Source organism: Ruegeria faecimaris (genome assembly GCF_900182615.1).
Classification (GTDB): Bacteria; Pseudomonadota; Alphaproteobacteria; order Rhodobacterales; family Rhodobacteraceae; genus Ruegeria; species Ruegeria faecimaris.
Genome location: NZ_FXTE01000002.1, coordinates 29,620 through 42,481, shown reverse-complemented (window position 1 = coordinate 42,481; position 12,862 = coordinate 29,620). Strand labels below are relative to the sequence as shown.

11 protein-coding genes are annotated in these 12,862 nt (G+C 57.9%); 3 read left to right on the top strand and 8 right to left on the bottom strand.

Features of this window, described 5'->3' with window-relative positions:
* Positions 1-194: 194 nt before the first annotated feature.
* On the bottom strand, positions 195-887 hold the full coding sequence (locus FN806_RS06410) for a Crp/Fnr family transcriptional regulator (protein WP_142635263.1): 693 nt from the start codon (positions 885-887) through the stop codon (positions 195-197).
* Between the two features lie 179 nt (positions 888-1,066).
* Between FN806_RS06410 and hemA the strand changes: the two genes are divergently transcribed.
* Entirely contained in the window at positions 1,067-2,290 is a 1,224-nt protein-coding gene (hemA, locus tag FN806_RS06405) for a 5-aminolevulinate synthase (protein WP_142635261.1), read from the top strand.
* A 55-nt stretch (positions 2,291-2,345) separates the two neighbouring features.
* Here the strand turns inward: hemA and FN806_RS06400 are convergent, their stop codons facing one another.
* From FN806_RS06400 to FN806_RS06370, 7 genes are all read right to left on the bottom strand, one after another.
* Entirely contained in the window at positions 2,346-2,633 is a 288-nt protein-coding gene (locus FN806_RS06400) for a cytochrome C oxidase subunit IV family protein (RefSeq protein WP_246097174.1), read from the bottom strand.
* 5 nt (positions 2,634-2,638) lie between these two features.
* Positions 2,639-3,187 (bottom strand): cytochrome c oxidase subunit 3, encoded by a 549-nt coding sequence (locus FN806_RS06395; RefSeq protein WP_142635259.1) that lies wholly within the window; start codon positions 3,185-3,187, stop codon positions 2,639-2,641.
* Entirely contained in the window at positions 3,184-5,106 is a 1,923-nt protein-coding gene (locus tag FN806_RS06390) for a nitric oxide reductase activation protein NorD (RefSeq protein ID WP_142635257.1), read from the bottom strand. Before FN806_RS06390 ends, FN806_RS06395 begins: the two co-directional genes overlap by 4 nt.
* A gap of 9 nt (positions 5,107-5,115) precedes the next feature.
* Complete coding sequence (locus tag FN806_RS06385; RefSeq protein ID WP_142635255.1) at positions 5,116-5,931, bottom strand: CbbQ/NirQ/NorQ/GpvN family protein; 816 nt, start codon at positions 5,929-5,931, stop codon at positions 5,116-5,118.
* Positions 5,931-7,298, bottom strand: a complete 1,368-nt coding sequence (locus tag FN806_RS06380; protein ID WP_142635253.1) for a cbb3-type cytochrome c oxidase subunit I — start codon at positions 7,296-7,298, stop codon at positions 5,931-5,933. Before FN806_RS06380 ends, FN806_RS06385 begins: the two co-directional genes overlap by 1 nt.
* Positions 7,299-7,313: 15 nt before the next feature.
* Positions 7,314-7,763, bottom strand: coding sequence for a c-type cytochrome (locus FN806_RS06375; protein WP_142635251.1), 450 nt, complete (start codon positions 7,761-7,763; stop codon positions 7,314-7,316).
* Between the two features lie 98 nt (positions 7,764-7,861).
* A complete protein-coding gene (locus FN806_RS06370) occupies positions 7,862-9,043 on the bottom strand; it encodes an NnrS family protein (RefSeq protein WP_142635249.1) in 1,182 nt (393 codons plus the stop codon).
* 232 nt (positions 9,044-9,275) lie between these two features.
* On the opposite strand from FN806_RS06370, the gene FN806_RS06365 reads away from it, so the two are divergent.
* Together FN806_RS06365 and FN806_RS06360 are read left to right on the top strand one after the other, a co-directional pair.
* Positions 9,276-10,952, top strand: a complete 1,677-nt coding sequence (locus FN806_RS06365) for a cytochrome D1 domain-containing protein (RefSeq protein ID WP_142635247.1) — start codon at positions 9,276-9,278, stop codon at positions 10,950-10,952.
* A gap of 123 nt (positions 10,953-11,075) precedes the next feature.
* On the top strand, positions 11,076-12,860 hold the full coding sequence (locus tag FN806_RS06360; RefSeq protein WP_142635244.1) for a NapC/NirT family cytochrome c: 1,785 nt from the start codon (positions 11,076-11,078) through the stop codon (positions 12,858-12,860).
* The last annotated feature ends 2 nt before the right edge of the window (positions 12,861-12,862 follow it).

The window sequence follows — 12,862 nt, the reverse complement described above, 5'->3', positions numbered from 1 at the left end:
TCAGCTGCGTGGATCCAGGAAGCACCAAAACCAGCTTGTTTTGGAGTTCTGGACTACCTGACGTTGCACAAGGCCCTTATCCGGAAACAGGGAATCGCGTTCACGGGATCGATGCGCATGTCCTAGCCTGAACAAAGAAGCACGTTCTCGGGGCTCTTTGGCGCACCCGGCAAAGCACCGGCCAATAAATTCGGTCACTTTTCGGAGGGGTCACTTTCTGCATAGTCTCGCAGTACTTGAATGTCCGAGAGCAGGGCATGTGTCCGGTCAATTTTAACGCCAAACGGCTTTAGCCGGGAAAAGGCGCGGCTCAGGCTTTCGGGCTTCATGCCCAGGCGCCCGGCAATCAACATCTTGTCATAGGGCAGCTCGACAACACAGTCCCCCATCTCGGCTTCGCAGAGAGTCAGAAGAAATTCTGCCACCCGCTGTGCGCCGGTCTGGGCCTTAAGCTGCTCAAGCTGGGCGACCAGAGAATGCAGATGGGTAAAGGTAGCTGCCAGAATTGACACCCCAATTTCCGGGTCCTCTCGCATAAGGGACAAAAGGACCGGACTTGGAATGTGCATGATCTCACAGGCCGAAACTGCCTCGGCCGAAACCGGATAGGGAACGTTACGCAAGGCGACCGCCTCGCCAAAGCTTTCGCCGCGGGTGAAAACGCTGACAACTGCTTCGGCACCGGTAGGGGACATGCGAAACAGCTTTACCCAGCCCGACAGAACCACATGAATGGCCTGGGCTTTTTCTTCCTGTAGAAAAATCGTCTCTCCGCGATCATATTTCCGCCAGATCGCGTGGCTTAACAGCGTGTCTATATGATGCTCGGGAAAGCTTTTGAGCAATAGTGACTGCTTGGCGATCGCTTTTAGTGCCTCATGCGCCACGAAGCTTTCCCCTCTTTTCTAGTTGCGTACCCGATCAGTACGTCCGTCTTCTTAAGGCTATGCCAAACCTTCGGCTTCCAAGCCAGCCTTTCCTTTCTGCGGCTTGACATTTGTCATGTTGCGTAGCGGGCCCGGCACATAGTCTTGCTGGAAAGCCAGTATTCCCGGGAGTGTTCGAGATGGACTACGAGCGTTTTTTCAGCCAAAGCCTTGAGCATCTGCGCGACGAAGGCAACTACCGCATCTTCATTGATCTACAGCGCCGCTGTGGCGCGTTCCCGAATGCACGCCAGACGGACGGCGCTTTACAGCGCGACGTACGAATTTGGTGTTCCAACGACTATCTGGGAATGGGCCAGCATCCTGATGTAGTCGGGGCAATGCACAATGCACTCGACCGTTGCGGCGCGGGCGCAGGGGGCACACGCAATATCTCGGGCACGACACATGACCACGTTTTGCTGGAACAGGAACTGGCCGACCTCCACGGGAAAGAAGCCGCCCTTCTGTTCACCTCGGGCTATGTGTCGAACTTGGCGGCACTTGGGACGCTGGCTGCGAAGATCCCAGGTCTGATCGTATTCTCGGACGCTTTGAACCATGCCTCCATGATTGAAGGCATCCGCCATTCGCGGGCACAAAAAGTGATCTGGAAGCACAATAATCTGGCGGACCTCGAGGCAAAGCTGGCCGCAGCCGATCCAGATGCGCCCAAGATGATCGCCTTCGAATCTGTCTATTCGATGGATGGGGATATCGCTCCGATCAAAGAGATTTGCGACCTGGCAGATAGATATGGTGCGATGACCTATCTGGACGAGGTCCACGCCGTTGGCCTTTATGGCTCGCGCGGTGGTGGCATCGCCGAACGCGAAGGGTTGATGGATCGCCTGACCGTCATCGAAGGGACGCTGGGCAAGGCCTTCGGCGTGGTTGGCGGTTACATCGCGGCATCCGCTGCCTTGTGTGACTTTGTCCGCAGCTTTGCCAGCGGGTTCATATTTACCACCGCCCTGCCACCCGCAATAGCAGCAGGCGCTGCCGCCTCGATCCGACACCTCAAGCAATCCAATACCGAGCGCGATCTGCAGAAAACCCGCGTTGCGCAGGTGCGCGCCAAACTGGACGCCGAAGGCATCCCGCATTTGCCCAATCCCAGCCACATCATCCCGGTGATGGTAGGTGACCCGGTGAAATGCAAATTCATCTCGGATACGCTGCTGGAAGAATTCGGGATCTATATTCAGCCGATCAACTATCCGACCGTTCCCAAAGGCACCGAACGCCTGAGAATTACCCCCTCTCCGGTTCATACGAACGAAGATATCGACCATCTGGTCGGTGCCTTATCCGCCCTGTGGCAACGGTGTCAGATCGCGCGAATGCCGATGGCCGCACAATAACCGAGGCGTCCCTGCGCTTGGAGAACTGCCGCCCCACGGGGGCGGCTTTTTCATGTCAAAACAGTGAGAGGCCGAAGATCACCATCGCAAATCCGGTCAATACATTGGTGAAACCGCTCAGCCAGGCCGGGCTGTGCGTCAGGTCCAGATATCGTTCAAGGATAATGCGGGCTTTGGACAGGGCCAGGATCAAAATGCCTGCGCTCAACACCGGTGAGGACAGGGGGAGTATCGTCAGCAGGGCCGAAGCGGTGCTCAGAACCAACAGGCTGAGCCATGCGCGGGTGAGCGGGTTTGGGAGCATCCAGCGGGAGCTTTTTGGATCCGATGAGGTTTGGGTCATGCCCGTCATCCCAACAGGTAGATCACGGGGAACAGCATGATCCAGACGAGATCGACCATGTGCCAAAACTGGGCGCCGGCCTCGATGTTGCGGGGATTGTCCCGCCAGGCGACCAGCAGCAGGATAACAACCCCAGCCAACACATGTGCCGCGTGGAAGCCGGTGAGCAGATAGTAGAACAGGAAGAACGGATGGGTCTCGTAAGTAATTCCTTGTGCAGCCTTGTCCGCGTATTCCATGCCTTTGATGATCAGGAATACAACGCCCAGCGCGGCAGCTGCGATTAACGCCAGGCGGGCAGCAGTCCGACGCGCAATCTGCCGCCAATGCAAGGCTTGCGCGGCCAGATAGCCGGAGGTGACCAGAACCGCAGTGTTCAGCGCGGCTCCGGTGCGGTGCAGATGCGATTGCGCCTCGGCAAAGCCCGCCGGATCGGTCAGGCGCACGCCCATGAAAGCGATCAGGCCCGCACCAAAGACCAGCAGTTCCGAAATGATCAGAACCCACATCAGTAATTCGCCGGGCAACTCGTCGATAAGGGACGCGTCGCTCATGCGCCGACCAGTTGGCGGTAGATTTGCGGCAGCGCCATGGTCAGGCGATGCGGGTCCGGGATGACGGCAAAGCCGCCCTGCCCGAACATCCGCGGGAACCAGCTTTTACCTGTCTTGTCGATGGTGACGCCAAAGACCGATTGCCCGGCTCGGCGCGCCTCGCGCACGGCCATGTGGGTGTCTTCGATTCCGTGGCGGCCTTCGTAGTGGTCAAGATCATTGGGTTTGCCATCGGTGATCACCAGTAACAATCGGCGCTTACGCGTTTGGGTGGCCAGATCGGCCGAGCAATGGCGGATCGCGGCACCCAGCCTTGTATAGTGCCCCGGGCGTAACGATGCGATGCGCTGTTCAACCTGGCTGCCCATCACCTCATCAAACCGTTTGCAGCGTTGCACATAGACCCGCTGTCGTTTCAGTGAACTGAAGGCGTGAATGGCGAAATCGTCACCACAGGCGTTCAGTCCCCAGGCCAGCGCTGCCAGCGCCTCGCGTTCGATGTCGATCACGGCGCGGCCAGTCACGGCACTTTCGGTCGAGCGGCTGACATCCAGCAGGATAGATACCGCCAGATCGCGTGCCTCGGGGCGGGATTGTTGCCAGATGCGTTCGGTACCTTCACCGTTTGCACAGCGGTCAACCTGCGCCCGAACGGCGGCCTCGATATCCAGCTGATCGCCGTCCAGATGGCCTCGGGTCATCACGCGGCCCGGGCGCAGCGCTTCGAACTGGCGTTTGACGGCGCGGATACGGCGGGCGGTGGCGGGGTCTTTTCCAAACTCGGCGGCATCCTCACGAATACCGGCGTCCGAGGTTAGAACGTTGACGTGATCAGGCAGATATTGCCCGGTGCGCACGTCCCATTCCGGATAGAGAATACGGCCCGACAGACGTTCGCGATTCACATCCTCGGGTGCCAGGTCCAGATGCAATTTCAGCTTGGTCGGTGGCGCCTTGGAAATCTGGCCCAAACCGATCTCATCCTGATCATCGGCGGCCTTTTTGGCATTGTCGGGATCATCGTCATCAATGCGACGGTTGATGTTCAGAAACTCGGCCCAGCTGAGGATCGCCTCGAATTTATGAAGGATAAAACTGTCACTGCGTTCAGCCTGGTCGGATTCGCGCCGCCGGGCACGGTGGGTTTTCTCACCCGATTCCTCGGGCGGGCCTTCGGTATCGGGGTTTTCGACATCGTTATGCTCTGAAAAACCAACAGCGCGTAATTCCGGCCACAGAGGGACAGGGCGGAAATGTTGATATCCGCGTGGGGCAGTCAGGTCATCGTCAAATGACATGAATTGCCTGGCCTTCGGGGATAAAGGCGCGGGGTCGCCCAGCCGATGGCGGATCAGTTCTTCAACCGCTGTTTCCACAGGCGGGAGGCCGAATTTGTTGCGGTCATGCAGAACACCTTTGCAAAGCTCAGTGTAAAGCGGTCGCAAGCCGGGGGCGTTGTCCAAGGTTGCATTAACCATCGTTTGTGCAGCGCTCAGCGCGTGCAGATCGGCGCGCAACGGATCACCTTCGACGATCCGGGTTCCCGCATGGGCCGCTGCGGCGGCCAGCCAAACATACAGCGCTCCGTTCGCCTCGCGCGCGGGAAACACCGCCAGACGGTCCGGGAGGCGCAGCACTTCGCCATCGAACGAAGCGCGCGGCATCAGTTCAACTTCGGTACCCAACCGACGGCGCCAGCTTAGGCGATGGTGTGAAACCTCGGGCGAGACCGGGCGGAATTCAACGCCCGGGCTGCCCCCAAGCCCGCGAAAAAGGACTGCCAGCCGCCCCGCGACCTCAGAAAGGTCGACCGCGGCTCCAACATGCACCTGGGGTGCATCGAGACGGCTGGCAAGGGAGTGCCACAGTTTCCCGATCGTTTCTTCGGGTTCCCATGGCTCAAAATCGATCCTGACCATCGGCCGGCCTCACCCAAAGACAGCCGTGACAAGATCGAGGAGCCCGCGTTTGATGTCCTCGTCATCTGTCAGAGGTTCGATCATGGCGGCAAGGATCGCGCGGTCGGTGGACATGCCCTGCGCAATCAGCGTGGCGGCATAGACGACCAGACGGGTGGAAACGCCCTCTTCAAGATCCTGCCCCCTGAGCCCGCGCAGTTTACCTGCCAAGCGGATCAGCGGCTTGCAGCGTTCCAGCGCCAGCCCGCTTTCCTTAGCGACGACCTTTGCCTCCATCTCGGGCGACGGAAAGTCGAACTCCAGTGAGATGAACCGCTGCCGGGTTGAGGGTTTCAGGGTTTTCAGGATATTCTGATATCCCGGGTTATATGAGGCGACCAACATGAAACCAGACGCGGCCACAAGCTCCTCACCGGTGCGGTCGATCGGCAGGATGCGCCTGTCGTCAGTCAGCGGGTGCAGCACGACGGTCACGTCCTTGCGCGCCTCGACCACTTCATCCAGATAGCAGATCGCGCCTTCGCGCACCGCGCGAGTCAGTGGCCCATCGACCCAGATCGTTTCCCCGCCTTTCAGCAGGTAGCGCCCGATCAGGTCCGCAGCGGCAAGGTCATCGTGACAGGCCACTGTGTAAAGCGGGCGGCCAAGGCTGGCGGCCATATGCGCCACAAACCGGGTCTTGCCGCAACCTGTCGGGCCTTTCAGCAGGACCGGCAGGTTGTTGGTATAGGCAGCAGCGAACACGTCACATTCATCACCCTGTGGCAGGTAGAAGGGGGCGTCAGCCGCCCCCGTTCTCAGTTTCATGGAGCCATCCATATCCATCACTCCGCTGGGGTTTCGGCCGCGCCGGATTCAATGATCTCTTTCCGGGGAACCCAGATCGAGTAGATGAACAGCAGCGCACCCAAGACCACGACGATGCCAGAGCCAAGGCGCATCCAATAGAAGATCGCGACCTGATCCTGCACATCCATGAAGTAGTCTCCGACCACCCGCTGCATGTGCGTCTGCACTGTTCCAGCAAAGGTCAGCACAAAGGTCATGAAAACCATACCGCTGGACATCAGCCAGAAGCTGCCCATGTTCAGAACCTGATTATAAGGATCGCGGTTCTTCAGGATCGGCATTGCATAGCTGAAGATTGCCAGGTTGAGGCAGACATACGCACCATAGAACGCCAAGTGACCGTGAGCCGCAGTGATCTGCGTACCGTGGGTATAGTAGTTCACCCCATGCAGCGTGTGCAGGAAGCCCCATACACCGGCACCGAAGAATGCCAATGTGGCACAGCCCAGCGACCACAGCAGCGCCGCTTTGTTCGGGTGGTCCCGACGGCCCTTCCAGACCATCACAAATGCAAAGGCCATCATCGCAAAGAAGGGGATCACTTCGAGGCTTGAGAAGATCGAGCCGATCCACTGCCAGTACCCGGGTGTGCCTATCCAATAGTAATGGTGACCTGTACCAAGGATACCCGAAAACAACGCGGCGGCGACAATGACATAGAGCCATTTCTCGACAACCTCACGGTCTACCCCGGTCAGCTTCAGCATTAGATAGGCCAGGATCGAGGCCATGATCAGTTCCCAGACACCTTCGACCCACAGGTGGACAACATACCACCAGTATTGCTTGTCCAAGGACAGGTTGCCCGGGTTGTAGAAGGCAAACAGGAACAGCAGCGCCAGACCCCAAAGACCCAGCAACAAGATGTTGGTGATCGCGGTCTTCTTGCCCTTCAGAACGGTCATCGACACGTTGTACAGGAAGATCAGTGCGGCCACGACGATGCCGGCCTTGACCCATTTGGGTTGCTCAAGGAACTCGCGCCCTTCTTTACCCAGCAGCCAGTTGCCTTCAAACAGGTTGAACGTATAGGTCAAGACCACGCCCAGTGTACCGACCACCAGAATGATCAGCTGCAGATAGGCCAGCATGGGCGAATGGATCTCACGCTCGGCCTCTTCCGGGATCAGAAAATAGGCCGCACCAAAGAACCCGAGGATCAGCCACACGATCAGCGAGTTGGTGTGCAGCATCCGCACGATGTTGAACGGCAAAAGCTCGCTCAGGAAATTGGGTGATACATAGATAAAGCCGGCCAGAAGGCCGCCTAGAACCTGTATCGCGAACAGGGCCATTGCCACCGCAAAGTAGGCATAGGCGATTTTTTGGGATTCGTATTTCATTGCTCCGTTCCCTTCTCAGCCCGCCTCGTTGGGCGGCCAGTCCTGAGCGTCGATATTGTCCGTCCAGATCAAAAAGTTGGTCAGATCACGGATGTCTTCGTCGCTGAGGTTGAAATTGGGCATCTGACGACGACCGGGAATGTCTGTCGGCTGCGCCTCCATCCAGCCTTTGAGGGCTTCAAAGGCCGATTCCGGGTCGTCCAGCACGCCCCAACGTGTCATCACATTGCCAACCTCTGGTGCAAAGTATGCACCTTCGCCAAGGATGGTATGACAGTTGATGCAGGCGTGTTTTTCCCAGACGTGCTTGCCCCTGATAACACTTTCATCGAGCTTTGCTGCGTTCTCAGAGTTCACGATATACCAGTGAGAATGGGCCGACAGAGCCAGAAAGATGAGGATAAAGAACAGTGACCCGCCATAGAATATATTGCGTGCCATGCTCTTGGTCATGACTTCTCGCATTGCGCTCTCCTTTGCGCAGATTAGCTAGTCTGGCTAAAATGACGGGATGGGCACGGTATATCCTTAACGAAAGTCAAGACTTGCAAAAGGAAATCAAATCACGCTGACCGTTGCACCTTGGGACCCGTCAGCGCGGGCCACATCGCGATCAGGAAAAGCGCAAATGCGCTGACCCACAACCCGTCCGACAGCAGCATCGCAACCATGTAACCTGCATTCAGATCTGCCCCAATCCACCGCGACAGGGCCGCCACCGCCATCAGACCATAGGCCACCGCCATTGGGCCGGGTGCCACCAGCGCGCGACCACTGTGGCCAAGCGCGGCGCGGCTCATGACCGCTAGGGTCATGCCGCCGACGCATCCGATGCCCAGGATGTGAAGGGCAGCGATCTCGTTTCCGAAACCCAGCACTGACAGCCCCCAGAGGATCAGTCCCAGCGCCAGCATTGCAAGCCCAAGATACAGTGCCAATAGGATCGGCTCCCGCGCAGCCCAGCCCGCGCGCCAGCGGGCCATGCGCGAAACCTGCGCCACCCCTAGAACCAGCGCCATCGATCCAGCCACAGCACCTGACCCCAGCACCAGAACGATTGGTGGCAGGGTCAGGGCAACCGCCATCGCTGATTTGTCCAGAATTGGCTCAGATATTGGCCAGTTCGCCTCGGGAACGCCCGCGCGTCTCATGGCGTTTCGGGTAAAGGCCGGGGTGATCCGTCCGCCAAGAATGGCAATCATCGCGCAGAGCGCCAGCAACCCCGCGCGCAGCCCGGTATGCAATGTGTCATCCGTCATCCCGGTCCATTCAAGATGCGTGAACAGATCAGCAATCCAGATACAGCTGAGCAACAGCAGAAAGAGCATGTTCTGAGGTTTCGGTCTCCGGATGAGCTGGGTTGCAATCTTGGCCGCCAGAATAGGTACAAAGGCCAGGTCGACCACCGCCACAAGCGCCGCAGGCAGCATCCCCGAAAACCACATCGCCATCCGACCAGCCAACCACAATCCGGCGGCCAACGTTATGAACTGCGCACGCGCATCTGGTGCGCCGGTCCAATTTGGCACTGCGGTCAGAAAGAACCCGCCCAGCGCGGCTGTTGCATAGCCGAAGATCATCTCATGCGCGTGCCACATGGGCGGGGCCATGCCATAATCCGGCACTGCATATGGCACCGTCAGCCACAGCCCCCAAACCACTCCGACAAAGAGGCCATAGAGGCCGGCGGACAGAAAGAATACACGAAACCCTTCACCAAACACGCGGGTGATGATTGCGGGCATGGCTGCTCTCCTTGGTGTTTTCCAAGCCCTAGCAAGCCGCCCGGCTGCGCGACTTAACAAAAATCAAACCGGCCGAAAAAGTGTGCCAAAGATACAGATTTTCCCAGCCGGAAAATTGACGTTTTTCCCTGCCCGCCACCTGAATTGCGCGACTGGTGTTGACTTTCGTCAAGGAGCACCCTTGCGCGATGCCCCACGCTTGGACCGCCTCACCAGCAAATGGAGAGTGATCATGTCACTTGGAATCAGCTATACCAAAACGGGCCGCGTCTTCGGGGTCGGTTTCGCGATGTTGCTGGGCAGTGTCGCTGCACCAGCTTTCGCCGAAGAGCCAACTTTGAACGAAGAAGCGTTTGAAGCGTCCAAACAACTTTACTTTGAACAATGCGCGGGGTGCCACGGTGTCTTGCGTAAAGGCGCCACTGGCAAGAACCTTGAACCGCATTGGAAGAAAACCGCAGCTGACGGCGCCGTGACCGAAGGCGGTACACTTGCGCTTGGGCAAGAGCGGCTTGAGAAGATCATCGCCTGGGGCACCGAAGGCGGGATGAACAACTTCTCGGACATCATGTCCGAGCAGGAAATCAAAGACATGGCGACTTACATCATGATGGAGCCGCCCAAACCACCTGAAATGTCGCTGGACCAGATGATGGCGACCCGCAAGATATATGTTGAAGAAGAGGACTACCCAACCGAGCCGATGCATGGCCGCAACTGGGAAAACTTCTTTGTTGTTATCGAGCGCGACGTCGGCAAAGTCGCTGTTATCGATGGCGACACCAAAGAGGTGCTGACACATATTCCGACCGGCTATGCGGTGCACGTTCTGAAAGCATCCGAACACCATTCGCTGGAAGAGCCGGAACAGCCCGGTCGCTTCTGGTACACCATGGGCCGCGACGGCAAGATGACCAAGATCGACCTCTGGCAGACGCCGGACAAGATGTTGGTTTCCGAAGTCAAGATCGCGTATGACGCGCGCGACGTAGCCGTTTCCGGTGACGGTAAATATGTCATCGGCGGGGGCTACTGGCCGCCGCACTTTGCAATCGTTGACGCCCAAACGATGGAGCCGGTCAAGGTTGTATCGACCCGAGGCGTGAACGTAGACGGGGACTATGTGGAAGAGGCTCGCGTGGCCGCTATCTACACAACTCCGAATGAGCCGACCTGGATCGTTGCCGTCAAAGAGCTGGGGCAACTGTGGCAAGTAGATTATACTGATCTAGACAATCTGCGGATCGACAAGATCGACAGCGCCAAGTTCCTGCATGACGGATTCTTCGATCCGACGGGCCGGTATTTCCAGATCGCTGCAAACGCATCGAACAAGATGGTGGTTGTAGATACCGAGACCCACAAGCTTGAGGCGATGATCGACACGGCCGCGTTGCCGCATCCCGGTCCGGGCGCAAACTGGATTGACCCGAATTGCGGGCCGGTAGCTGGCACAACCCACCTCGGGGTTGGCACCGTGACGGTCTGGGGCAACGACCCCGAAAACCGACCCGATGACGCCTGGAAGATCTGCTACGAAGTGGAAACAGACGGCCCGGGCTTGTTCGTCCGTACGCATCCGGAATCGGACTATATTTGGGCTGACCAGACCAAACACCCGGAACCGGAAGTGCAGCAATCTGTGCAGGTCATCTCGAAAGAGACCGGCGAGATCGTGAAAACCATCCAGATCACCGAAGACGAAGGCAGCGCCGCTGTTCACTTTGAATTCAACGCGGATGGAACCGAGGTCTGGGTGTCCAAGTGGAACCTGTCGGATTCAAAAGAACCCAACGGTCAGATCGTGATCTTTGACGCCAAGACTTTGGAAGAGATCGGTCGCATCGAAGGACTGTACGCCCCGACCGGCAAGTTCAACGTCTACAACCGGTCGAACCACGTCACCTGACGGGTTTCGATCAACTCGGAGCAGGGCGGGCCCCTCGCCCGCCCTGTCCTTGTTTCATCCATCAGCCGAATGCGCAGGCCTGACACGCCGCGCCAGTCAACACAGCCAAAACGGAGCCCGGACATGACCTCCGATCCAGATAAGAAACCACCGATCTGGCGTCGGTATTTCCTGTGGGGAATGCCTGTGGCCGGTATTGCCGCTGCCTTTGCCGCTGGGATCGTCTTTTGGGGTGGGTTCAACACCGCCATGGAAGCAACCAACACCAAAGAGTTCTGTATCTCGTGCCATGAGATGCGCGATTTCGTCTATGAAGAATACACCGGGACCATCCACGATGTGAACCGATCGGGGGTCGGGGCGGTCTGTTCCGACTGTCACGTACCCAAGGACTGGACCCACAAGATGATCCGCAAGATCAAGGCGTCCAAAGAACTGTATGGCAAGGTGGTTGGCTCGATCAGTACACCCGAGAAGTTCGAAGCTAAGCGTATCCATCTGGCGATGAATGAATGGGAAAGGATGAAGGCCACAGATTCGCGCGAGTGCCGCAACTGCCACGACTTTGAATCGATGATGCCCGAGTTCCAGCGCCCCCGCGCGCGCCAGCAACATTTGAACGCAATGGAGACAGGCCAGACCTGTATCGACTGCCACAAAGGGATTGCGCATTCGAACATCCGCGACAGGGCCACAGATGAATATCTGGAACAGATTGAAGCCCCGAATCCTGATTTCATCCGTGCAATTCCGCCAGAATACCTGGCCAGTCTCGACCGTGTAGAAGCCAAGGAGGCGGCTGAGGCCGAAGCCGAAAAATCGGCCAAGACAGCACAACAAGAGGCGGTGCAAGCCCAGATCGCAGCCGCTGTGGACGCTGCAATCGCCGAAGAACGCGCCAAACCAAGCGGTGAAGAATCCACAGTCCCGGCAGGCGGTGGCAGCGATATCGGAGGCGATATCGACTGGACCAGCATCGCAAGCGCGGATCTGAAGCTGTTTTATCCCGGTCAGGCTTCGTTTGAATGGGTTCAGAATGGCAAGTTCCACGGCGGCGCCCGGCCACTGACAAAAGGTGGCGACCAATGTTCGACTTGTCATGCCAAGGAATTGGACATGATTGGAAACAAGATCGTCGCAGGCGGCGAGCTGGAACCAACCCCGATCCCTGGAAAACGTGGTGTGATCGACGCAACTGTTCAGGCGGCCCATGATGCCGAAAACCTCTATATCCGCCTGCAATGGCCGGATGCAGGCCACAATCCTGCACCATTTGTGGATGGCGGGAAGATGGACCCGGACAACCAGATCAAGGTCGCCATGATGATCACCGGAACCGGGATCGAAATGGGGGATCAGGTGGGCTGCTGGGCCTCGTGCCACGCGGACAACACCTATATGCCGTTTGATCCGGGTGCAGATGCGATTGTCGCCAATGGCGATGTTGCAGGCCGCCTGGCCGCTCAGGACACTGTGACCAAATATATCAGCGAAAGCCGCACCGAGGTCGAAGTCAAAGGCCGGCGTGGGAAAGCTCTGGGTGGCTGGGACAAATTGCAGGCCGAAGCGCAGATCGCGCAATACCTGGATGACGGCACCTATCTGGATCTGATGCGCGTCTATGCCGATGGCAGCGCCAGCAACGGCTATCTTCTGGAACAACGCATAGTCAATGATGGCGAAATCGCCGCCTCGGCCAACTTGTCGGGTGGTATTTGGACCGTCACGTTCTCGCGACCCTTAAACTCGGGCGCACCGGGTGATGTGCCATTGGAACCGGGCAAGACCTATACGGTCGGCTTTGCAATCCACGATGACTTTGCCGCGGCACGATTCCACCACGTAACGCTGAACACAAGCTTCGCGCTGGACGACGACAGTGCCAATATCAACGTGGTCGGGCAATGACT

Coding starts and splice junctions, on each gene's coding strand:
- FN806_RS06365 (WP_142635247.1), top strand. CDS start 9,276: ATGTCACTTGGAATCAGCTATACCAAAACGGGCCGCGTCTTCGGGGTC.
- hemA (WP_142635261.1), top strand. CDS start 1,067: ATGGACTACGAGCGTTTTTTCAGCCAAAGCCTTGAGCATCTGCGCGAC.
- FN806_RS06370 (WP_142635249.1), bottom strand. CDS start 9,043: ATGCCCGCAATCATCACCCGCGTGTTTGGTGAAGGGTTTCGTGTATTC.
- FN806_RS06390 (WP_142635257.1), bottom strand. CDS start 5,106: ATGGTCAGGATCGATTTTGAGCCATGGGAACCCGAAGAAACGATCGGG.
- FN806_RS06385 (WP_142635255.1), bottom strand. CDS start 5,931: ATGGATATGGATGGCTCCATGAAACTGAGAACGGGGGCGGCTGACGCC.
- FN806_RS06375 (WP_142635251.1), bottom strand. CDS start 7,763: ATGCGAGAAGTCATGACCAAGAGCATGGCACGCAATATATTCTATGGC.
- FN806_RS06400 (WP_246097174.1), bottom strand. CDS start 2,633: ATGACCCAAACCTCATCGGATCCAAAAAGCTCCCGCTGGATGCTCCCA.
- FN806_RS06360 (WP_142635244.1), top strand. CDS start 11,076: ATGACCTCCGATCCAGATAAGAAACCACCGATCTGGCGTCGGTATTTC.
- FN806_RS06395 (WP_142635259.1), bottom strand. CDS start 3,187: ATGAGCGACGCGTCCCTTATCGACGAGTTGCCCGGCGAATTACTGATG.
- FN806_RS06380 (WP_142635253.1), bottom strand. CDS start 7,298: ATGAAATACGAATCCCAAAAAATCGCCTATGCCTACTTTGCGGTGGCA.